Below are 21,327 nucleotides of genomic sequence, written 5' to 3'. Positions count from 1 at the left end.
GAGCTGCAACACTGCTTTGTCGGTCCATAACAACCATGGTGTCTTATGCCCCTCTTGCACAAGCTCTTTGCCGGCAGCCTGCTGGCCGCCAGCCTTTCCACGTTTGCGCTGCCTGCGCTGACGGACTTTCCCCAAGACCATAGCGATATCAAGCCTGATCCGGCCGTTACCTTCGGCAAACTGGATAACGGCATTCGCTACGCCATCCTGCCTAATAGCGAACCTAAAGGCCGCGCCAGTCTGCGCTTGCTGGTCAAAGCCGGTTCGATGAACGAGACCGACGATCAACAAGGTCTGGCGCATTTTCTGGAACACATGGCGTTCAAGGGCAGCACGCATTACGCGCCCGGCACGCTGGTTAATTACTTCCAGCGTCTGGGCATGGGCATGGGCAGCGACGCCAATGCCAACACCGGTTTTGAACGCACGGTTTACGAACTCGAACTGCCGGACACCAAACCCGAAACCATGACCGAAGGTTTGCAGGTGTTTGCCGATTTCTCCGGCGGCCTGTTGCTGAAGCCCGACCAGATCGAGGGTGAGCGCGGCGTAATTCTGAGCGAAAAGCGTGCGCGCGATTCCGTGTCTTATCGCGCCTATATCGCTGAATCGAAACATCTGTTGCCCGACAGCTTGCTGATCAAACGCATGCCGATTGGCCAGACCGATGTCATTCAGAAAGCGCAGCGCGAGCGCTTTGCCGACTTCTACAACACATGGTACCGCCCGGATCGCATCACTGTGGTGGCCGTGGGCGACTTCAACCCCAAATCAACCATCGCACTCATCAATAAAGAATTCGGCGGCATCAAGGCGCGCGCGCCGGCTCGGGCAGATTATGAGTTCGGCAAGGTCACGCCCCCTAGCGGCGTGGATATTGGCTATCACTATGATGCCGAAGCGCCGACTACCAATATCTCGATTGAAGCGTTGCAGCCGTTTCCGGGCCTCGACAAGACGCAGATCCGCCTCAATGACGTGCGCATGCAACTGGCGCTGGATATTGTGTCGCGTCGCCTCGATATCCTGGCGCACAAAGACGACGCCATCATCAGCGCGGGTTATGTTGGCGTCAATGATCTGATGACCGAGACGCGCGTTTCCAGTCTCGAAGTGACCACCAAGCCAGAAAACTGGCAGGCCGCGCTGGCGCTGGCCGAGCAGCAGTTGCGCCAGGCCTGGCAGTACGGCTTTACCGCCGATGAACTGCGCGTGGCAGTGGCCAATATGCGCACCTCGCTGCAACAGGCCGCAGACACCGCGCGTACGCGCCGCTCGCCACAACTGGCTGGCGCGCTTACCGATGCGCTGAATGATCAGAATGTGTTTACGTCGCCGCAGCAAGATCTGGCGTTGCTGACCCCGCTGCTGAACAGCATTACACCCGAAGAGGCGCTAACCGCCTTCCGTGGCGCTTGGACCGGGGGCCGCAAGCTGTTTGTAAGTGGCAACGTCAAGCTGGATGACGCGCAAGCGCAGATCAACGCCGCGTGGAAAGCCAGCACCGCCGCCGCAGTGATCGCACCCGCTAAAGATGCTGCGGTGGAGTTTCCGTACACGCAATTCGGTAACGCACCGGGCAAGATCACCGCGCAGAAGCAAGTGGATGATCTGGCCATCACGCAACTGACTTTTGCTAACGGAGTGCGCGTCAACATCAAGAAAACGCCGTATGAAGCCAACACCATCCGCATCAATGCGCGCGTGGGCGGCGGCTTGCTCACCGAACCAGCGCAAAAACAGCCTGGCCTGGCCTATGTGGCCGATCTGGCCTTCCGTGCCGGTGGCCTCGACAAGCTGAGCTGGGACGATCTGCAAACGGCGATGGCAGGCAAGCAAGTCGGGCTGGAATTTGGTGTCGGCAGCGATGCGTTGGAATTTAGCGCGCGCACCAATACTGAAAATCTCAAGTTACAACTGCAGCTGATCGCGGCCTACCTCACCCATGCTGGTTATCGCCCGGAAGCTTTGTCGGCTGCGCGCAAAGCGATTGCCCAGAACGCCATTTCGCTGGAGCACACGCCCGAAGGCATGCTGCGCTCGCGGATTCCGCGCGAACTGGCCAGCAATGATCCGCGCTTTGGCGTGCCGTCACGCGATGAAGCCAGCGCCCGCACGCTGGCTGAGCTGAAGGCCTGGCTGGACCCGCAGTTGCAACATGGCCCGCTGGAGATTTCGCTGGTAGGCGATCTGGAAACGCCACAAGTAATCCAGGCCTTGTCCGAAACCCTGGGCGCGCTACCCGCACGGGACGCCAAGCCCGACTATGCCGAAGCACGCAAGGTCAAGTTCCCGGCGCCGCTGACTGAAACACTGAAAGTCAGCACGCAAATCGATCGCGGCGTGGTGTTTATGGTGTGGCCGACCCCTGATGCGCTGGATGTGACGGTCAACCGTCGCTTTAACCTTCTGAGCGAGATCATGCGCAACCGGCTGTGGGACACCATCCGCACCCAGATGGGCAGCTCGTACAGCCCCACCGCCTTCTCGCAAATGAGCGACACGTTTACCCACTACGGCATGCTGGGCGTGATGATTACGGTGGAACCCGGCGCTGCGCCCAAGGTGGCCGAGGCGGTTAAAGGCATCGCCGCCGAACTGCAAAAGACCGGCATCAGCGATGACGAACTGGAACGCGCGCGCGCTCCGGTGCTGACGGATATCCGTGACTCGGCGCAAAACAACAGCTACTGGCTGCATGTGGTGCTGGATGGCTCGCAAGAACGGCCGCAGCGACTGGATTGGGCACGCACGCGCCTGAGCGGCTACGAGCACATCAGCAAGGCGGAAATCACAGCCATCATCAAGCAATACCTGAAGCCCGAGGACGTCTCGACGTTTATCGTGCTGCCCGTGGCGCAAGCCAAATAAGCGTGCCGCCACCGTCTTGCCGCTACCCCGCACGCGCTTGCGTTCGGGGCGGCGGCAAGGCGGCTGCAGGCCATTACATCGAATTGCGGATACAAAAAAGCCGGCGCAATCAGATTGCCTCCGGCTTTTTTCAGTACTGAGCCCGACGCTTGTCGCCGGACCCGATAACCGCTACGCCCTCGTTACAGCACGATATCGCGCGATACCCCGTAACGACGCAGAATGCGGCGCAGTTGTTCCAGCGCTTCAATCTGGATCTGGCGCACGCGTTCGCGGGTCAGATTGAGATTGGCAGCCAGATCTTCCAGCGTACAAATTTCATAGCCGTTCAGGCCATAGCGGCGCTCGATCACCATGCGCTGCTTGTCGTTCAGTTGCTTGAGCCACTCACGCACGTAACGCTCGATTTCGGCGTTCTGCAGCAAGGTCTCCGGACCGTCGTGCTGGTCGTCGGGGATGGATTCGCCAATGGTCAACATCGGGTCGATATCGAGCGGCGCATCCAGCGAAGCCACGCGTTCGTTCAGGCCCATAATCCGGCGCACATCTTCCACCGGCTTGCCCACCAGCGCTGCGATATCTTCCACCGCAGGCTCGTGCCCCAGATGCGCTTCCAGATGGCGTTGCGCACGCAGGTACACATTCAGCTCTTTGATCACATGCACCGGCAGCCGGATGGTGCGCGACTGATTCATGATGGCGCGCTCGATGCTCTGGCGGATCCACCACGTGGCATAGGTCGAAAAGCGGAAACCACGCTCCGGGTCAAACTTTTCCAGCGCGTGCATCAAACCGATATTGCCCTCTTCGATCAGATCGAGCAGGGTCATGCCGCGGTTGATGTAGTGCTTGGCAATGTTGACCACCAGACGCAGATTGTGCTCGATCATTTTCTGCCGGGCTTCAAAATCACCCTGCACAACACGACGAGCCAGTGCGCGTTCCTGGTCTGGCGTCAGCAACGGGCTGTGGCCAATTTCATTCAGATAAATCTGGGTTACGTCGCCGGTGCTTTCGTAGCTGGTGTTATCCGCTTCTTCCGCCGCGACGGCTTCGGCTTCGGCCTCTTTCTCGCCTTCGCCTTCAATCAGCTCGAGGTCTTCCTCTTCGAGCAGTGCTTCGTCTTCCAGGATATCGATTTGATCGTTCATGATTTATCTAGTGGATGTATTTGGCAGGATCGACCGGTTTGCCAAATCTGCGAATTTCAAAGTGCAGTTCAACCCGGTCGGCATCGGTATTGCCCATCTCCGCGATCTTTTCACCCTTCTTGACGATGTCGCCCTCCTTGACCAGCAATTTGCTGTTGTGTGCATAGGCACTCAGGAATTCTGCGTTGTGTTTGATGATGATCATTTTGCCGTAGCCGCGGAGACCGCTTCCGGCATAAACCACCTTACCAGACGCTGACGCAACCACAGACTGCCCCAATTTACCGGCAATATCAATACCCCGACTTTCTTCGCTGAAAGGTTTATCGCTATTGCCTGCGGTTGGCTTCAGCCAGTCGCTCACCTCCGCATCACCGGCCACAGCGGCCGAAGCCGCGCTGGCTGGGGCTTTCTCGTTACCGTTTGTTACATTACTGACGCTTGGTTGCACCGCAGCATTCACTGTCGCGGCCGGTAAACTTCCGTTGGCATTTTGTGGTTTCGGCGCAACTGCGGGGCCATCGGCCGTTGCCCCTATGCCACTGGCATTTTGGGCGGTGAAGGGCAATTTGACTGCCTTGGGGTAATGCGCGTTCGCGGCAACAACGGGCCCAGCCGGATTAGCGGCAGGTGCATTGCTGGCCCCGCCCGCCGCCAGCGGCGCAACCGTTACCGGCGCGTCCTGTTTTAGCGCATGCACTTCCACGCCAGCGGGGGCGTTATCGTCGCCAGCCACCGCGCCGGGCGCACCCGACGCGCTCAACTTCAAGGTCTGGCCAATCTTGATGCCATTGATGTCCTGCAAGTTGTTCCACGCCGCCAGATCGCGATAGGCCACGCCATGGTCCAGTGCGATGCGATACAGCGTATCGCCCTTCTTCACCACATAAGTGCCGCCCGGCGCGCCCGCATCACCGGTCGAGGCTGGCGCATTGGCGTTACGGATCGGCGCGGCGCTGGCCACCGGCGCCGGGGCGCCCGATTGATTGCGGTCGACAATCGGAGCAGGCGCGTCCGGATTGCTGGCGCAAGCGGCCAACAGGGTGGACAACAAAGCAGGAACCATCAAACGCTGCCAACTCACGAAAATCTCCTTGTTTTTAGTCATTGCGTATTAGGTGTTCTAAAAGTGGTATCGGCCGGAAAACCGGCCGCTGGATGCTGAAATTCAAGGTCTGCACGCCAGCGCAGCTGGCACGGCATCAGGCCACGCCGGGCAAAAGCGGTACAAAGCGCACTTTCTCCAGCTTGCTTTCCAGGGGGCCATCCGGTGTCATTTCGATCACGCGCAGTTCTTGCGCATCAGTGCCCACCGGAAACACCAGGCGGCCGCCGGGCTTAAGCTGCGCAATCAGCGCCTCGGGCACCACTGGCGCGGCGGCGGTCAGCATGATGGCGTCAAACGGGCCCGATTCGGCCAGACCACGGCTGCCATCGCCGTGCCGTAGTCGCGTATTCAGAACCCCCAGCGCGGCCAAACGTTCCCGCGCATGTTTGGCCAGACCACCGATGCGTTCGATTGAATATACGGTTTTAAAGAATTGCGCCAGCACCGTGGTCTGATAACCGCAGCCCGTGCCAATTTCCAGCACGCGTTCGCGCTGCGGCACGTCGATGGCCAGTTCGGTCATGCGCGCCACGATGTAGGGTTGCGAAATGGTCTGGTTATGGCCGATCGGCAGCGAATTATCGTCGTAGGCTTTGTGCGCAAACGCCTCGTCGACAAAGGCGTGGCGAGGCACTTCGCCCATCACGGTCAACACATCGGGGTCGGTAATACCTTGCGTCTTCAGCCGTTCGATCATGCGGGCGCGCGTACGCGCCGAGGTCATGCCGTTGCCGGGCAAGGCATTGAAGTTCATGCGCATAGCCATGTCGCCACCGCATCCAGTTCTGACCACGCGGTCAGATCGATCGACAAAGGCGTCACCGAAACATAGCCTTCGTTGATCGCATGAAAATCGGTGCCCTCGCCGCCCACGGCCGCATCACCCACCGGGCCCACCCACCAGATGGGCTCGCCGCGGGGGTTCTGCGCCTTGATCACCGGTGACGATTTATGCCGTCGCCCCAGCCGCGCCATTTTTTTGCCCTTGATCTGGTCATACGGCAGATTGGGCACGTTTACATTCAACAAGGTGGGATGGGTAAACGGATGGCGTTCAATGTGCTGCACCAGCTCCAGCGCAATCTGCGCCGCGCCGTCAAAATATTCGGGATTACGCGAAGCCAGCGAGAACGCGATTGCGGGCACGCCCAACAAATAGCCCTCGGTAGCGGCCGCCACGGTGCCGGAATAAATGGTGTCGTCGCCCATATTGGCGCCGTGGTTAATGCCGGACACCACCAGATCGGGCAGCGTATCCATCAAGCCAGTGGCGGCCAGATGCACGCAATCGGTGGGGGTGCCGTTGACGTACAGAAAACCGCCCGGCGCCTGGCGCACGGTCAGCGGCCGGTCCAGCGTCAACGAATTGCTGGCGCCGCTGCGTTCGCGCTCGGGCGCGCAGACCATGATCTCGTAATGCTTGCCTAGTGCGCGCGCCAATGCGGCAATACCTGGCGCGAAATACCCGTCATCGTTGGATACAAGAATTCTCATTGGGCCTCCACTGCGCCGTATTCTAGCCGCATGCCCAGGCCCCGCGAAACTGCCGCCCTGTGAGCGTTGCAGAATCCGTCGTGACTGGCGGAAACCATCGCTTTTTCTGCATGTTTCAGTGCAAGGTTCGCGGAATCGAAAGCACAAATTCCGGTATTCGGGCATCGAACACCGTGCCGTCATGCGTACGCATCTGATAGCTACCACGCATGGTGCCCACGGGTGTATCCAGCGTCGCGCCGCTCATGTATTCAAACGACTGGCCCGGCTGCAGTACCGGCTGTTCGCCGATGACGCCCATGCCGCTGACTTCCTGCACGCGGCCTTCCATATCGGTGATCAACCAGTGGCGCGCAATCAGCTGCACCGGCACTTCGCTGCGATTGGTGATGGCAATGCGGTAGGCGAACACATAGTGGTGTTCGGCCTCATCAGACTGCTCGGGCACGAAATGCGCCACCGGCACAATCTCGATGTCATAACTGCTGGTTTTGCTCATGGCATCAATCCACAGAACGGCAAGTGGCGCAATCTTAGCAGCCCTCACCCCGGGCGGTACGCCAGGATGCGCTACAATCGCCGCATTGCGTCAAACACTAGACCTCTGGAGACCATCCCATGCCCGAATACCGCATCGCCCCCAGCATTCTTTCCGCCGACTTTGCCCGCCTGGGCGAAGAAGTGCGCAATGTGTCCGAAGCGGGCGCCAGCCTGATTCACTTTGACGTGATGGATAACCATTACGTACCCAACCTCACCATCGGCCCGCTGGTGTGCGAAGCCATCCGTCCCTATACCGATCTGCCGATCGACGTGCATCTGATGGTCAAGCCGGTGGATCGCATCATTCCCGACTTTGCCAAAGCGGGCGCCAACATCATCACCTTCCACCCCGAAGCTTCGGACCACGTCGACCGCTCGCTGTCGCTGATCCGCGAACACGGCTGCCAGTCCGGCCTGGTGTTCACCCCGGCTACCTCGCTGGATTATCTCGATTACGTGCTCGACAAGGTCGACATGGTGTTGCTGATGTCGGTTAACCCGGGCTTTGGCGGGCAAAAGTTTATTCCCGCCATGATGGACAAGGCCCGCGCCGCCCGCGCCAAGCTGGATAAATACAAAGAGCAAACCGGCCGCCATATCGCGCTGGAGATCGACGGCGGCGTCAAAGTGGACAATATCGGCGAACTCGCCGCCGCGGGCGTGGATACCTTTGTGGCTGGCTCGGCCATCTTTGGTCATCCCGACTACAAGGCCATCATCGCCGAGATGCACCGGCAAATTGCCCTGCACACCCAAGCGCAATAACCATGAGCATCAAGGCCTACGCATTTGATCTGGATGGCACGCTGGTCGATTCGATTGCCGATCTGGCCCGCGCCGCCAATGCCGCGCGCGCCGATCTGGGCTTGCAGGCGCTGACCGAAGACATCGTCGAGCGCTTTGTCGGCGACGGCGCGGCCTCGCTGGTGGCGCGTACGATAGCGGGCGACATCAGCGCCGAGTTCACCGGCACCGCCTTGCAGCAACAAGGGCTGGTGGCGTTTAACAAGCACTATCTGGCAGGCCTGAGCATCGCGACGCGCTTCTATCCCGAAGTGCAAGCGACGCTGGCCACGCTGCACGAACGCGGCTACCCGCTCGCCATCGTCACCAACAAGCCCGAGCGCTTTACGCTACCGCTGCTGCGCGAACTGGGCGTGCGCGAGCATTTTGATCTGGTGATCAGCGGCGATACGCTGGCCGAGCGCAAACCGTCCGCGCTACCCCTGCTGCATGTGGCCGAGAAGTTGGGCGTTAATCCGGGCGAATTGTTGATGGTGGGCGATTCCATCAACGACGTGCTGGCGGCACAAGCGGCGGGCTGCCCGGTGGTGGTGGTCAGTTATGGCTATGGCAGTGACGTGGAAAGCTTTAACGCCGACCATATCGTGCAGCGCTTTAGCGAGTTGCTGGAGTTTGTGGACGCTTAAGCGCCCCACCCGCCAGCCGCGCCAATAAAAAACCGGAGCAGACAGTACAGTCGCTCCGGTTTTCTTATTTGGTGCCGCTTCAATCAACGGTCACGCTTGTTTGCGATATTCGACAAACGCGTAATGCACGCCACTGGCCGCATCCACGTGGGCCTCGCGGCTGACTTCGCGCCACACGCTGCGATCAAATTCCGGAAAATACGCATCGCCGTCGGGGCTGGCGGCCACTTCGGTCAGATACAGCACATCGGCTTGCTGCAAGGCTTGGGTGTAGATTTCGCCGCCGCCAATCACAAATACGCTTTGCACATCGGGCACTGCCGCGACGGCGGCGTCGATGCTGGCAAACGCTTCCGCGCCTTCCGCCACCCAGCTGGACTGGCGCGTTACCACCAGATTGCGTCGACCCGGCAACGGGCGCCCCAGCGAATCCCAGGTTTTGCGGCCCATCAACACCGGCTTGCCCAGCGTGAGCGCTTTAAAGCGCTTCAGGTCATCGGGCAGGCGCCACGGCAGACGGTTTTCGATGCCGATGACGCGGTTTTCGCCCACCGCGGCGATCAACGCCAGTTCTGGCTTGTGCTTGTGCATAGTCGTCATGGTTGATCTGCCTTAGCGGTCCGCGACCATCAATGCGCTGCCCGCAGCGACAAACAAGCTGCCCGACAACTTGCGGAAAATCATCATATTGCGTTGCCGACCCAACCACGGCGACACGCGATGACCCAGCATGGCGTAGGTGCTCATCGCGCCAAAATCCACCACCACCCAGGTCGCCGCCAGCACGGCAAATTGCGCCAGCTGGCCATGGCTGGGGTCAATAAAATGCGGAAACAGCGAGCCAAAAAAGATCAGATCTTTAGGATTGGAAATGCCAATCTTGTAGCCCGTGGTAAACAACTTGCCCAGCGACATACTGGCTTCGCCGGCCTGCGCTTGCGGAGCCACCATGGCACCGCGATCGCGCCAGGCGCTGATGCCCAGCCAGATCAGATAGCCCGCACCCACATATTTGATCACCGCAAACGCGGTGTGTGACGCCAGGATAATCGCGCCCAGGCCCGCTGCCGAAATACTCATCAAGGTAAACGACGCGCTCATGCCCCCCAGCACCGTCATCACGGTGCGTCGGCCGCCGTGTTGCACGCCATGCGTCATGCAGATCAGCGCCGACGGACCCGGCACGCCGATGATCAGCGTAATCACGCCCAGATAAACCAACCACAGAGACCCGCTCATAATCCACTCCGCCAGCGCCACGCGCTGGATGCAATACCGCCACCATGGCGGGACCGGGATTGTGGCGTATGCAGCGGGTGGGCGGCAATGCTCACATTCCCGCACCCGACCGCAGCACAGCCGGGGCCACCATACATCGCGCGCGCCGCTCGGATGTGGCAAGCCGCAGGCTGGCAGGTACAATGGCGGCCGCAACCCATGATCTGGAAAACGCATGACCGCCCTACCGCAAGTCCAGCCGCTGGACGACAACGAACTCGACCGTCTCGACACCTTTCTGATGTGCCCGCGCACGCCCGACGCCACCATGGACGTCGAGATGCTGGATGGCTTTCTGGTGGCGCTGACCGTCGGCCCGGAAGCAGTACCCGAAGAAGAATGGCTGCCCGCTATTTTTGATAACCAACCGCCCGAGTTTTCTGATCAGGTGGAAGCCGATGACATCATGGGCCTGATCCGCCGCCACGCCGCGGTGATCGCCGATGCGTACTCGGCCAAAAACCGCAATCGCGCCACCGAAGAGCCGCTGTATTACCCGCTGATCCTGCAAGACGAAGGTCTGGACGAAAAGTGGCAAGAAACCGTCGGCGCATATTGGGCCGCAGGTTTCCAGGCCGGCGTGGGCGCGCGGCTGGATGCGTGGTCTGAGCTGATGGACGCGGATGAAACGTTTGTCGAAAGCGTATTCAAGATTGCCGCCCTGCATGACGATGGCACCGACAACGCTGAAGACGAGGACACCGGCATCGAGCCGCTGGACACCATCGGCAAACGCGAACAACGTCTGGCCGAACTGCCGTGGCTGGTGGAAGACATCATGTACACGTGGCTGGATAAACAATTTGGCCAGGTCGAACAGGTGGTTAACACCGAACCCAAAGTCGGCCGCAATGATCCGTGTCCGTGTGGCAGCGGCAAAAAATTCAAGAAGTGCCACGGCGCATAAGTCGCCCGCGAGCGCCCTCCTTTCATCCACCAAGTGAGCTTTATGCATCGTATTGTTATTCAGGCGCCCGAAATCGCCACGCAAAACCTCAAGCAACTGGCGCGTTTGTCGGGCGCGGGCGAAATTCAGGCCATACACCAGCAAGCGTTCCGGCTGATCGGCGCTGATATCAGCAATCAGGAAGCCGTGGCTGATTTTTGCGAATCCGCGCAACTGGACTGGGCGTTTATCCCGGAAGACCTGGGCGTGCGCGATATCGGTCTGGTGGTGATGGATATGGATTCGACGCTGATCACCATCGAATGCATCGATGAAATTGCCGACATGGTGGGCATCAAGCCGCAAGTGGCCGAGATTACCGCCGCAGCGATGCGCGGCGAGCTGGACTTTAAAGCCAGCCTGACGCGTCGGGTGGCCTTGCTGGCCGGGCTGGAAGTAGGTGCACTGCAACGCGTGTACGACGAACGCCTGAAGCTGATGCCGGGCGCGGAAAAGATGCTTAAGGGCTTTCAGGCCGCAGGCGCGCAAACGCTGCTAATTTCAGGCGGCTTTACCTATTTTACCGACAAGCTGCAGCCGCGCCTGGGCTTGACGCACGCCATCGCCAATGTGCTGGAAGTGGCCGACGGCAAGCTCACCGGCCGCGTGGAAGGCGATATTGTCGACGCCGAGCGCAAACGCGCCGAGTTGATCCGCCTGCGCGATGAACTGGGTCTGGAGCCGCATCAGGTGGTGGCGATGGGTGACGGCGCCAACGATCTGCCGATGCTGCATGCAGCGGGCTTTGGGGTGGCCTGCCATGCCAAACCCAAGGTGCAAGCCGAAGCGCCGTATTGCATCAACTACGTGGGTCTGGACGGCGTGCTCAATTACTTTCTGTGATGGCGCCGGTTTGATGTTTTAAAAAAGAGAGGGTGGCCCATATGGACCACCCTCTCTGGTTTGCGCGACGCCAGGCTCAGCGCGTGGCGATCGGGGCTATTTGAACAAATCCAGTATCTTGCTGCGATCTTCGGCCACATCAGATGCGTTGGCCGCGTCGCTGGCATCGCTGGCATCCGGCGCGCCTACATCAACCCCCGCCACAAAGCCATTGCCCGGCGTCTTGTCGGCCAGATACAGCTCGCCATCAATCACCGCCACATCATCGGGCGGCGCGGCCTGGTACATCGGCACGTTGTGTAGCGCCTTGTCCATGAACGAAATCCACAGCGGCAGCGCCAGCTGCGCGCCAAATTCGCGGCTGCCCAGGCTGCGCGGCTGGTCGTAGCCCAACCACGTGACCGCCACCATAGTGTGTTGATAGCCAGCAAACCAGCCATCCACCGCATCATTGGTGGTACCGGTCTTGCCGGCCAGATCGGTACGCTTAAGGCTATTGGAATTTGCCGCCGTGCCATGCTGCGCCACGCTTTGCAGCAGGCTATCCATGATGAAGGCGTTACCGGCGCTGATAATGCGCGGCGCATCTTTGCCCGCCACGGTGGGCTTGGCTTGTGAAATCAACGTGCCACGCGCATCCGACACTTGCGCAATCAACCACGGCGCAACGCGATAGCCGCCGTTGGCAAACACGGCATAGCCGTTGGCCAGTTGCAGCGGCGTCACCGCGCCCGCGCCCAATGCCATGGTCAGATAAGCCGGGTTTTTGGCCGGATCAAAGCCAAACTGTGCCGCGTACTGTTGCGCATATTGCGGCGTGATGTAGTTCAGCGTGCGGATGGCCACCAGGTTTTTCGACTTCTGCAAACCACGGCGCAACGTGATCGGGCCTTCTGGCTGGTCATCGTCTTTCGGATCCCATTGCTGGTTGCCGGTTTGTTCGGCCGTCAGGCTAAACGGCGCATCGTTCACCAGGGTGGCAGGGGCCAGACCTTTTTCCAGCGCGGCCGAATAGATAAACGGCTTGAAGGTGGAGCCCGGCTGCCGCCACGCTTGCGTGACGTGGTTAAACTTGTTGCCGTCGGCTTCAAAGCCGCCCACCAGGGCTCGGATCGCGCCGTTTTCTGGTGCGATGGCAATCAGCGCGCCTTCCACTTGCGGCAACTGGTTAATCTGCCACTGGCCCTTGGCATCTTTGTTGATGCGCACCACCGAGCCAATCTGAATACGCAGCTTGGGGCTGGCATTGGCGCTTAACGCACGGGCGGCAAATTTCAGGCCATCACCGCTCAACGCCACTGCATCGCCGTCGCTGGGCTGCACCACCAGTTTTTTGCTGGAGGCTTCCAGCACCACGGCCGCCAGCAAATCGCCGTTATCGGGATATTGTTCCAGCGCATCGTCAATCGCCTGCTGGCGGTCGTCCGCGTTCTCCGGCAATTGCACCAGGCCTTCCGGGCCGCGATAACCGTGGCGACGGTCGTAATCCATCACGCCAGTGCGCACGGCTTTATAAGCAGCGTCCTGATCCACCGAATTAACGGTGGTGGTGACTTCATAACCGTGGGTATAGGCATCGTCTTTGTACTGCGCGTACAAAGTCTGGCGCACCATCTCAGCCACATATTCGCCATGCACGGCAAACTGGTTGCTGCTGGCCACCACGCGGATCGGTTCGGCCACCGCCGCCTGGTATTGCGCCTGATTAATGTAATTGAGCTCCAGCATGCGCTTGAGGATGTATTCCTGGCGGATTTTGGCGCGCTTGAAATTATTGACCGGGTTGTTGGCCGATGGCGCTTTGGGCAAGCCCGCCAGCATGGCGGCCTGGGCCAGATCAATCTGGCGCAAATCCTTGCCAAAATACACGCGCGATGCGCTGGCAAAACCATAAGCGCGCTGCCCCAGATAGACCTGGTTCATATACAGCTCAAGGATCTGGTCCTTGGTGAGCGCGTGCTCGATCTTGTACGCCATCATCACTTCGTACAGCTTGCGGGTGGCCGTTTTTTCGCGCGTTAAAAAGAAGTTACGCGCTACCTGCATGGTGATGGTGCCACCGCCCTGCGTGGCCGACCCATGGGTGACGTCAGCGACCACAGCACGCATCACGCCCACATAATCCACGCCACCATGTTCGTAAAAGCGACTGTCTTCGATGGCCAGAATGGCTTGCTTCATCACCGGCGGGATATCGGCAAACTTGACCACGCTGCGGCGCTCTTCGCCAAATTCGCCGATCAGCACGTGGTCGGCGGTATAAACCCGCAGCGGCACCTTGGGCTGAAAGTTGGTCAGTACATCGAGCGGCGGTAGTTTGGGCACCAGCAGCACGCCCACATAGGCGATAATCAAGCCCACCAGGGCGATCAATGCGGCCAGCAAACCAACAATAATGGCCAGAAAACCCGCCTGACGGCGTGGCTGGGCGGTGCGCGAGCTTGCGGGGTGATGCGGCATCTTGTACGTAACAGGCCTTGAAGACGGAGGCATGATCATACCGACGTCTGTCTGTTGTGTCAGAAACCGGCGTCACGCCACTTATTGATTACGAGAAAGCACCGCCGCCATCAGCCGTAGCGCTCTTGCAGCATGAATACCACGCGCGCAATCACGGGATTCCAGTCGCGCCGCTCCGGCTGGCGCAGCAAACGCATTTGCGGATACCACGGACTGTCGTCGCGCCGTTCCAGCCAACGCCAGTCGGTTTTGTGTTTTGGCAATAATACCCAGCACGCCTTGCCGATGGCCCCCGCCACATGCGCCGCCGCCGTGTCCACGCTAATCAGCAAATCCAGTTGCGCAATGACCGCTGCGGTATCGGCGAAATCGCTGATCTCGTGGCCCAACGCAATCAGCTTGCCAAACCCTGCGGCGAACGCCGCCTCCTCTTCGCCATTGCCCTTTTGCACGCTGATCCATTCCACGCGATCGCCCAGCGCTTCAAACAAGGGCTCCAGCGTGGCCAGGCCAGGCAGGGATCGGTCCAGATCGTTGCGGTTGCCAGCGTTACCTTTCCACGTCAGGCCGATGCGCGGTTTGCGCGGGCCTGCGCCCACGGCCTTATCGACGCGCTGGCGCCAGTGCACCAACACGTCGGGCGGCGCGGCCAGATACGGCACATCGCGGGCAAAATCGCTTTCCGGGATTTGCGTCCACAACGGCAAACTCATCGGCAAAGTCCAGAAATCATGCGGCACCAGCCGGTGCAAGCCATCGCCTTGGGTCAGGATTTCGTCGACACCCGCCAGCGATTGCAACAGCCGTTTAAGCGGTGTTTTGGTCACCAACGTAATGCGCGCCACGCCCATGCGCTTGAGCGCCGGCACAAAGCGGCAAAACTGGATCTCATCGCCAAAGCCTTGCTCGGCCCAGATCAGCAAGGTTTTGCCTGCCAGCGCTTCGCCGCGCCACTGCGCAAACGGCAAGACGGGCAGCAACGTGGGTCGGTCGCGCATGCTGGGGTCGGAGCGCCATTCGTGTTGCACCCAGCCCTCTGCATAGCGGCCCTGCCCCAATAACAAATAAGACAGATTAAGCCGCGCACGGGCGTGATGCGGGTCCAGCTTCAGCGCTTCGCGAAACGCCGTCTCCGCAGCCACCGCGTCGCCTTGTTGCGCCAGCATCGCCGCCATATTGCTCCAGGCGCGGCCGTCAGTTGGGTCCAGCTCCAGCGCCCGCGCATAACAGGCATAGGCCTCGGGGTAGCGCTCGGCATGGGTCAGGGCATTGCCCAGATTGGACAGCACTTCGTTTGACAACGGCGTGCGCGCCAGCGCCTGGCGGTGCACGGCCACGGCGGCTTCGTGCTGGCCGGTTTCGTCGAGCAAGATGCCCAGATTGGTATGGGTGTCGGCGCGCCACGGCTCCAGTGCGATGGCGTGGCGCAGCAACGCTTCGGCCTCGTCGTAGCGCTCTTGCCAGGTCAGCATCACCGCCAGATTACACAGCGCCGCCACATGCGTCGGCGCCAGTTCGATGGCGCGGCGATGATGGCGTTCGGCCTGGTCATAGCGCGCGCGATCGGCCAGAAACACGCCAAAGTTGGTGTGCACATCGGCATCGTCGTCCGCTGCGGCCACGGCGCGTACGTGGAGCGCCCCGGCTTCCTCATCGCGGTCGCTCGCGGCGTACACACCTGCCAGATTGGTCAGCGCGCCCACGTGGCGAGGGTCTTGCTGCAGTAGCTGTGTAAAGCACGCTTCCGCCACATCCAACTGACGATGATCGGACATCAACACGCCCAGGTTGAGCAGCGCCAGCGGATTGCCCGGATCAACCGCCAAGGTCTGGCGGTAATGCAATTCAGCCTGCCCATCGTCGCCCAGCGTGCGAAACAATACGCCCAGATTGAATTGCGCCACCGCATTGGCCGGTTCGCGCTGCACCACGCGCTGCCAGTATTGCCGGGCCTGCGCATGATCTTGCAACTGCACCGCGCACAGCCCGGCCAGAATCAGCAGCTCGCCGTCATAAGCGTCGCTGGCCAGCCAGTCCTGCAGCAATGCCAGCGCAGCGGCGGGATTGCCCTGCTGCAACAGCTGGCGCGCGGGCAAGAGCAGATGGGGCAGATCGGTCATAACGCGTCCGGAGCGGGGTGATGGGGCATGATTGAAGCATAAACCGCGGCTGCGACAACATTGCCTGACGTAATCATTTTCTGAATTACCGTAGGTGTACCCACTGTAACGTGCTTGTAAATGGCTTGGGGTGGTGGGTCTTGACCCACCCTATGAGACGCTCGTGGTTCGGGGCAGTAATGGTAAAAAACGGGGCCGCGGTGGCCGCGGCAATCTGGCACCTCAGCAGTTGCACAACGCCAGACGGAGATACGGGCGCGATACGATGGCCGCAAAAGCAAGTATTTTGATCTTTCCAGGCCACACCTGGCGCTAGCCGCCATTGTCCGCACAGCGCATTGAGGGTTATGCTCGCGGCCGTCCCCCGCATCGTGGGGCGCGACGGTCGATAGTCGCATCCGTCAAGAATCAAAACCCGGCGCACCGGACGATGACGCCCTACACAGGTCTGCAATGAAATTAGGTATTTCTTCCCACGCCTTGCGCTTGAGCGGCGGTATTGAGCGCTATGCAATGGACCTGGTCGACGGTTTTACGGCACTGGGCATCCAGCCCGTATTCTTTGCCAAGCGGTTTGACGACACCCTGCCCGCCTGCCGGCTGGTGCAAAAAGAACAGATCAACGTGCGCTGGTTGCCAGCGCGTTATCGCGACGCCTGGTTTGCTGCGCGTCTGCCCAAACGCCAACGCGCCGCGGGCGTGGACCTGCTGATCGGCTGCAACCGCATTGCTTCGGCCGACATCGCCATCTGCGGCGGCACCCATATCGGCTTTATGCGCGCCACGCACAAGCAGGAAACCAGCAAAGACCGCATGCAGATCAAGCTGGAACGCGCGCATTACCAGCATGCGCGGCTGATTGTGGCGCACTCGCGCGCCATGCAGACCGAATTGATCGACGACTATGGCGTGGCGCCCGGCAAAATCCGCGTGATTTATCCGCCCGCCGCTGCCGAGCGTTTTAGCCCCATCAACGACGAACGTCGCGCCGCTTTGCGCCAGCAACTGGGCTGGCCCAGCGACCGCATCATCTTTGCGTTTCCGTCGTCTTCGCACGAACGCAAAGGCCTGCCTGCGCTGGCGCATTTTTTTGAAAGCACCGATTTGCCGGTAACGCTGGCCGTCGTCGGCCGCCCGCTGCCGCGCACGTGGCGCAATGTGCAGTATTTGGGTTACCACGCCGATATCGAACAGATTTATCAGGCCGCCGACTTTACCGTGCTGGCTTCCACCTATGAGCCGTTTGGCCTCGTCGGCATCGAATCAGTATTGTGTGGCACGCCCGTGTTGTTGGCCGATGGCATCGGCAGCACCGAAGTGCTGGACGACGCGGCGCAGATCAACTTTGGCGCGCAAGACGCTGAAGGCCTGGCCCGCGCCGTCGCCAGCGCCGTGCAACGCGTACGGCAAGGCACGGCCCGATTGCGCCAGCCTGCCAGTCACATCAGTTATGCCACCGACACCCGCACCCATGCGCAAGCACTGCTGGATGCCTGGCGGGAGGCCGCATGAACCAGGCCTTGTTAGCCCGTCATCCGCGCCTGCAATCCGGCTTTACGTTGTGGTTTAGCGCGCTGCTGCTCGTCGGTTTATTCAGCATTTTGTGTCTGCGCGGCGTTACCAATGCATGCCTGGCCCTGATGTTGGTGTCCAGCGTTGCCTGGCTGCTGATTGCGCGGCCGCATCTGCCGCCACGCCAATGGCGCTGGGCGTTGCTGGGTTTTGTAGCGTGGCCGCTGCTGGTGGCGCTACAAGTGGGCACCATGCCCGGCGTGCAACCGCGCGCTTTCGATGCGCAACTGCGTTTTCTCGGTTCAATTCCCGTCGCGTTTGCCTTGGCCAGTCTGCCGGGTGTTAATGCCCGCGTCTTGCGTATCGGCAGCAGCCTGGGCGCGATTGCCGCGTTGACGGCGGGCCTGCTGTTTATGCATCAAACCGGCGAACCGCGCGCGGCCAATCCGTTTACCAATGCCATTCCGTATGGCGATATCGCCTTGCTATTGGGCGTGCTGCCGCTGTATGGCATCAGCCGCTGGCGGCAACCGTCGCGCGTGGATGTGCTGGCCATGATCGGCGCACTGGCCGGGCTGGCCGCCAGCGTGTTGTCAGCGTCGCGCGGTGGTTGGGTGGCGGTGCCCCTGTTTGCCGTGCTGCTGCGCATGCCGTGGCGCGCGTGGATGTCTTTGTTGCTGCTGATCTTGCTGACCGGGTTTTTGCTGGCGCAGTTTGATCCGATGTTTGCCTCGCGCTTCCAGGCCGCCAGCAGCGATCTGCAATTGCTGGCGCACGGCAACCGCGACACCTCGATCGGCCTGCGTACCCAATTGTGGCAAAGCGCGCTGCATGTATTCAGCCAGCATCCGTGGCTGGGGGTGGGCAAAGGTTTGCTCAAGCCGACGCTGGAAACGCTGGCGCAACAAGGCGTGATCAGCCCGCTGGCCTCCTCGTTTTCGCACGCGCATAACGAAGTGATTTCGTCGCTGGCCGAAACCGGTCTGATCGGTGCGGTGTTTTTGCTGTGCCTGTATGTCTGCCCGGCCCTGCTGTTCTGGCGCTATCGCAATAGCCCGCTGCCCCAAGTGGCTGGCATCGCGCGTATGGGCCTGGCGCTGGCGGGCGGCTTCTTTATCTTTGGCTGGACCGAAGTGCTGTTTATTGTGGCGATGACCACTTCGTTTTACGCGATGGTGATGGTGACGCTGCTGGGCATGCTGGCTGCGGAACTTCGCCGCCACAACGTTTATCCCCCGGCATAAGCGCCACCCACATTTGTCCGCCCGCTTGAAGGCAATACTCCGCCCCCCGAGCTGCAGGAACCTCCCAGGAAGGACGCCCCATCCGGCAATAAAAAAATGGCGCCAAGGCAAATTGCCCGGCGCCATTTTTATTTATGCGATCACCCCAACTGCATCAAGCCGCCACCGGCGCCGCCGCCAGCAAGCGCGCCGCCTTCACATCTGCGCCTTTCCAGTACAGCCAGCAATAAGCGCCATCCAGCAGCGTTGAGCCGGCGCAAAGCATCAGCAAGAACACATCGCCGGGATAATGCAAAACCATAAACACCGACACCAGCAAAGTGCCCAGGCTACGCAACCAGGTAATACGCCACGCATAGCCCACGGTGGACGGCTGCTGCACCAGCAAGATCAGGCACAACACGCTGATCACAAACTGGCACACATAGGCCGAGCGCGCGCCGATCGGCGTATCGATGCCCGACAAGGTCATGCCCCAGTACACCAGCACAAAAAAGACCACGGTCGCGCCGATAATCCAGTTGTAGCCGCGTCTGAACAACGGCGTGGTGAACTGCTCGTGCCCCAACTTGATGATTTGCCAGAAGATAAACAGATCAAAAAACAGCCACGCACGATAAGTCCAGACCAGGAACACGCCCATATCGGTGCGCAACAACACGCCCCAGACAAATTCCCACGCCAGATTGCTGGCGCCCGCCAGCACAGCCATCTCGACCACTTTAAATTTGTGCGCCTGCAGCAGCACGTAAACATAGGCCACCACCCACAACAAACAACCGACAGCAAAAAAGCCCAGTTGTAGCAAGGTGTAATGGCTGCCATCCACGCTAATGGTATTAAACAGCGCGTTCGGATCGTTAGCAGCGGTATTTAACAAAGAAGACATGATCAAACCTGTGCGGGTACGGTTTCGGGTTGGTTTTTCAGGACGGGATGCAAGGGCTGGTCCGGGATCTGGAACGGTCGGCCCGCATTGGGCCCGGCCCAGTATTTTTGCAGGGCTTCCATCAGGCGCTGGCCGTACGCCCCCATAAAGCTCTCCACCGTGTGTGAACTGTCGGCCAGGCGGGATTTGATGCGGAACACGATGCGCGCCAGATCGATCAGCCAGTCCCACCACACGCTGGCGCGCAGGCCCAGCATCGCCGCCACCTTGCGGCCCAGCAGTTGCACCATCAGATCCGGCACCAGGCCGCGCATCTCGTGCGGCAGGTTTTCTTGCAAAAACGCCACGTGCGACTGCGTCAGCATGCGGCCCGCCTCGGAAGGCCCGAAGTTGCGACGGCCCAAGGCCTTCCAGATCTTGTTGCCATCGCTGGCGTGGCGCGGCATGGCTTGCGGCACAATGCCCAGCACCAGGCCGATGGTTTTCCACAGATACAGCTGGTCTTCTTCTTGCTGCTTGCTCACCTTGACGCCCATGGCGCGCAGCCCGGCCACGGCCTCCAGTGAAAACGCCAGCATGGTGCCGACCAGTTCTTCCTGATTAACCGGTTCGCCCCACTCGGCGGGCCAGTCCTTGGCGGGCCAACCGTGGGTGCGCTTGGCGTAGAAACGAATCGCCGCATGCATCAACCGCACTTTGCGGATGGTCAGCAGGCCTTTGCCGCCGGGGTTCAGCCCGCCCGGTTCGGCGGCATTGAGGATAAAGCGCAAGGTTTCGGAGGCGCGACGCTGAAACTGGTTGGTCAGCTTGCCGGTGGAAGCCAGCACCTGCGCGCCGCCCTTTTTGCCCGCGTACAGCACAGGCAGCGATCGGCACAGCAGGCTCACGCCAAACTGGATGCCGAAGGCTGTGAAGAACGCCTGCGCGCTCTCGATGCGGCGCATGTCCACGCTGGCGGGCAAACCGGCGGTCGCGTCGAGATACGCGCGTAACTCTGGCGGTATATCGTCCGGCCACGCGGCGTCGGTTTCCATCTGGCTAAGCACCGCGTTGGCGTGTGCGCTTTCGCCGTGGGCAATCAGCGCGGCCATGCAGTCATCGGCCAGTGGATCGCCGGTTTGTTTCAGCGCATCCAACGCTGCATCGGACCAGATTGGCTTACTCATCAGGCAACACCCTTACAAATTATTTTTGTCGCCCGTGATGATAATAGGCATGCTGCTGCAAGCCATTGTCATTAACGCAAGCCGTTGCGTGGATGCCTCAATCGGCCGCACCCTGCGGCGCCACGCTTTGATGTAACCAGCCGCCTATGACAACGACATAGATATCCATTGCTCGCAATGCATATTCCCTGTACACATGTCGCCGGTAAGGCGCCGCCTTACAATCAGATACTTTTGAGAACAAGCGGGATCGGGATGGTTTTTTCAGGCTG

The 21,327-nt window shown here is 60.4% G+C and carries 18 protein-coding genes; 7 read left to right on the top strand and 11 right to left on the bottom strand.

Annotated elements, in window-relative coordinates; translation table 11 throughout:
- Positions 1 to 45 precede the first annotated feature (45 nt).
- Positions 46 to 2,871, top strand: a complete 2,826-nt coding sequence (locus WG78_RS00410; protein ID WP_053935811.1) for a M16 family metallopeptidase — start codon at positions 46 to 48, stop codon at positions 2,869 to 2,871.
- A gap of 182 nt (positions 2,872 to 3,053) precedes the next feature.
- On the opposite strand, the gene rpoS is transcribed toward WG78_RS00410, so the two are convergent.
- From rpoS to apaG, 5 genes are all read right to left on the bottom strand, one after another.
- Positions 3,054 to 4,022 (bottom strand): RNA polymerase sigma factor RpoS, encoded by a 969-nt coding sequence (gene rpoS, locus WG78_RS00405; protein WP_053935810.1) that lies wholly within the window; start codon positions 4,020 to 4,022, stop codon positions 3,054 to 3,056.
- Between the two features lie 7 nt (positions 4,023 to 4,029).
- Positions 4,030 to 4,986 (bottom strand): peptidoglycan DD-metalloendopeptidase family protein, encoded by a 957-nt coding sequence (locus WG78_RS00400; protein ID WP_236691950.1) that lies wholly within the window; start codon positions 4,984 to 4,986, stop codon positions 4,030 to 4,032.
- Positions 4,987 to 5,224: 238 nt separating this feature from the next.
- The gene (locus WG78_RS00395; protein WP_053935808.1) at positions 5,225 to 5,896 is read right to left on the bottom strand and encodes a protein-L-isoaspartate(D-aspartate) O-methyltransferase; all 672 of its coding nucleotides are present in this window, start codon (positions 5,894 to 5,896) and stop codon (positions 5,225 to 5,227) included.
- Entirely contained in the window at positions 5,881 to 6,624 is a 744-nt protein-coding gene (surE, locus tag WG78_RS00390; RefSeq protein WP_053935807.1) for a 5'/3'-nucleotidase SurE, read from the bottom strand. Before surE ends, WG78_RS00395 begins: the two co-directional genes overlap by 16 nt.
- Positions 6,625 to 6,739: 115 nt before the next feature.
- Entirely contained in the window at positions 6,740 to 7,123 is a 384-nt protein-coding gene (gene apaG / locus WG78_RS00385) for a Co2+/Mg2+ efflux facilitator ApaG/CorD (protein WP_053935806.1), read from the bottom strand.
- Positions 7,124 to 7,242: 119 nt separating this feature from the next.
- On the opposite strand from apaG, the gene rpe reads away from it, so the two are divergent.
- Positions 7,243 to 7,932 carry a ribulose-phosphate 3-epimerase gene (rpe, locus tag WG78_RS00380; protein ID WP_053935805.1) on the top strand — a complete coding sequence of 230 codons (690 nt, stop codon included), beginning with the start codon at positions 7,243 to 7,245 and terminating at the stop codon, positions 7,930 to 7,932.
- Between the two features lie 2 nt (positions 7,933 to 7,934).
- Positions 7,935 to 8,597, top strand: coding sequence for a phosphoglycolate phosphatase (locus WG78_RS00375; protein ID WP_053935804.1), 663 nt, complete (start codon positions 7,935 to 7,937; stop codon positions 8,595 to 8,597).
- A 90-nt stretch (positions 8,598 to 8,687) separates the two neighbouring features.
- On the opposite strand, the gene WG78_RS00370 is transcribed toward WG78_RS00375, so the two are convergent.
- On the bottom strand, positions 8,688 to 9,197 hold the full coding sequence (locus WG78_RS00370) for a dihydrofolate reductase (protein WP_053935803.1): 510 nt from the start codon (positions 9,195 to 9,197) through the stop codon (positions 8,688 to 8,690).
- Between the two features lie 12 nt (positions 9,198 to 9,209).
- Positions 9,210 to 9,836 carry a LysE family translocator gene (locus WG78_RS00365; protein ID WP_053935802.1) on the bottom strand — a complete coding sequence of 209 codons (627 nt, stop codon included), beginning with the start codon at positions 9,834 to 9,836 and terminating at the stop codon, positions 9,210 to 9,212.
- Between the two features lie 214 nt (positions 9,837 to 10,050).
- Between WG78_RS00365 and WG78_RS00360 the strand changes: the two genes are divergently transcribed.
- On the top strand, positions 10,051 to 10,782 hold the full coding sequence (locus tag WG78_RS00360; RefSeq protein WP_053935801.1) for a UPF0149 family protein: 732 nt from the start codon (positions 10,051 to 10,053) through the stop codon (positions 10,780 to 10,782).
- Positions 10,783 to 10,824: 42 nt separating this feature from the next.
- The gene (gene serB, locus WG78_RS00355; RefSeq protein ID WP_053935800.1) at positions 10,825 to 11,664 is read left to right on the top strand and encodes a phosphoserine phosphatase SerB; all 840 of its coding nucleotides are present in this window, start codon (positions 10,825 to 10,827) and stop codon (positions 11,662 to 11,664) included.
- 96 nt (positions 11,665 to 11,760) lie between these two features.
- Here serB and WG78_RS00350 read toward each other — a convergent pair whose 3' ends face one another.
- Positions 11,761 to 14,157, bottom strand: coding sequence for a penicillin-binding protein 1A (locus tag WG78_RS00350; RefSeq protein WP_236691949.1), 2,397 nt, complete (start codon positions 14,155 to 14,157; stop codon positions 11,761 to 11,763).
- Between the two features lie 77 nt (positions 14,158 to 14,234).
- A complete protein-coding gene (locus tag WG78_RS00345; protein ID WP_053935798.1) occupies positions 14,235 to 16,244 on the bottom strand; it encodes a tetratricopeptide repeat protein in 2,010 nt (669 codons plus the stop codon).
- A gap of 453 nt (positions 16,245 to 16,697) precedes the next feature.
- Between WG78_RS00345 and WG78_RS00340 the strand changes: the two genes are divergently transcribed.
- Together WG78_RS00340 and WG78_RS00335 are read left to right on the top strand one after the other, a co-directional pair.
- Entirely contained in the window at positions 16,698 to 17,756 is a 1,059-nt protein-coding gene (locus WG78_RS00340) for a glycosyltransferase family 4 protein (protein ID WP_083458654.1), read from the top strand.
- Positions 17,753 to 19,000, top strand: coding sequence for an O-antigen ligase family protein (locus WG78_RS00335; protein ID WP_053935796.1), 1,248 nt, complete (start codon positions 17,753 to 17,755; stop codon positions 18,998 to 19,000). The genes WG78_RS00340 and WG78_RS00335 overlap by 4 nt, the downstream gene beginning before the upstream one ends.
- A 154-nt stretch (positions 19,001 to 19,154) precedes the next feature.
- Here the strand turns inward: WG78_RS00335 and WG78_RS00330 are convergent, their stop codons facing one another.
- Entirely contained in the window at positions 19,155 to 19,889 is a 735-nt protein-coding gene (locus WG78_RS00330) for a transmembrane-type terpene cyclase (RefSeq protein WP_053935795.1), read from the bottom strand.
- A gap of 2 nt (positions 19,890 to 19,891) precedes the next feature.
- Positions 19,892 to 21,055, bottom strand: a complete 1,164-nt coding sequence (locus WG78_RS00325) for an oxygenase MpaB family protein (RefSeq protein WP_053935794.1) — start codon at positions 21,053 to 21,055, stop codon at positions 19,892 to 19,894.
- Positions 21,056 to 21,327 lie beyond the last annotated feature (272 nt).

Source organism: Amantichitinum ursilacus, from assembly GCF_001294205.1.
Lineage (GTDB): Bacteria > Pseudomonadota > Gammaproteobacteria > Burkholderiales > Chitinibacteraceae > Amantichitinum > Amantichitinum ursilacus.
Note: the sequence above shows the minus strand (reverse complement) of the source record. Positions and strands in the feature narration are given on the sequence as shown.

Excerpts from the sequence above, each read along its gene's own strand:
- surE (WP_053935807.1), bottom strand. The coding sequence starts at position 6,624 with ATGAGAATTCTTGTATCCAACGATGACGGGTATTTCGCGCCAGGTATT.
- serB (WP_053935800.1), top strand. The coding sequence starts at position 10,825 with ATGCATCGTATTGTTATTCAGGCGCCCGAAATCGCCACGCAAAACCTC.
- apaG (WP_053935806.1), bottom strand. The coding sequence starts at position 7,123 with ATGAGCAAAACCAGCAGTTATGACATCGAGATTGTGCCGGTGGCGCAT.
- WG78_RS00360 (WP_053935801.1), top strand. The coding sequence starts at position 10,051 with ATGACCGCCCTACCGCAAGTCCAGCCGCTGGACGACAACGAACTCGAC.
- WG78_RS00335 (WP_053935796.1), top strand. The coding sequence starts at position 17,753 with ATGAACCAGGCCTTGTTAGCCCGTCATCCGCGCCTGCAATCCGGCTTT.
- WG78_RS00345 (WP_053935798.1), bottom strand. The coding sequence starts at position 16,244 with ATGACCGATCTGCCCCATCTGCTCTTGCCCGCGCGCCAGCTGTTGCAG.
- WG78_RS00370 (WP_053935803.1), bottom strand. The coding sequence starts at position 9,197 with ATGACGACTATGCACAAGCACAAGCCAGAACTGGCGTTGATCGCCGCG.
- WG78_RS00410 (WP_053935811.1), top strand. The coding sequence starts at position 46 with ATGCCCCTCTTGCACAAGCTCTTTGCCGGCAGCCTGCTGGCCGCCAGC.
- WG78_RS00330 (WP_053935795.1), bottom strand. The coding sequence starts at position 19,889 with ATGTCTTCTTTGTTAAATACCGCTGCTAACGATCCGAACGCGCTGTTT.
- WG78_RS00350 (WP_236691949.1), bottom strand. The coding sequence starts at position 14,157 with ATGCCTCCGTCTTCAAGGCCTGTTACGTACAAGATGCCGCATCACCCC.
- WG78_RS00395 (WP_053935808.1), bottom strand. The coding sequence starts at position 5,896 with ATGGCTATGCGCATGAACTTCAATGCCTTGCCCGGCAACGGCATGACC.
- rpe (WP_053935805.1), top strand. The coding sequence starts at position 7,243 with ATGCCCGAATACCGCATCGCCCCCAGCATTCTTTCCGCCGACTTTGCC.
- WG78_RS00340 (WP_083458654.1), top strand. The coding sequence starts at position 16,698 with ATGAAATTAGGTATTTCTTCCCACGCCTTGCGCTTGAGCGGCGGTATT.
- rpoS (WP_053935810.1), bottom strand. The coding sequence starts at position 4,022 with ATGAACGATCAAATCGATATCCTGGAAGACGAAGCACTGCTCGAAGAG.
- WG78_RS00375 (WP_053935804.1), top strand. The coding sequence starts at position 7,935 with ATGAGCATCAAGGCCTACGCATTTGATCTGGATGGCACGCTGGTCGAT.
- WG78_RS00365 (WP_053935802.1), bottom strand. The coding sequence starts at position 9,836 with ATGAGCGGGTCTCTGTGGTTGGTTTATCTGGGCGTGATTACGCTGATC.
- WG78_RS00325 (WP_053935794.1), bottom strand. The coding sequence starts at position 21,055 with ATGAGTAAGCCAATCTGGTCCGATGCAGCGTTGGATGCGCTGAAACAA.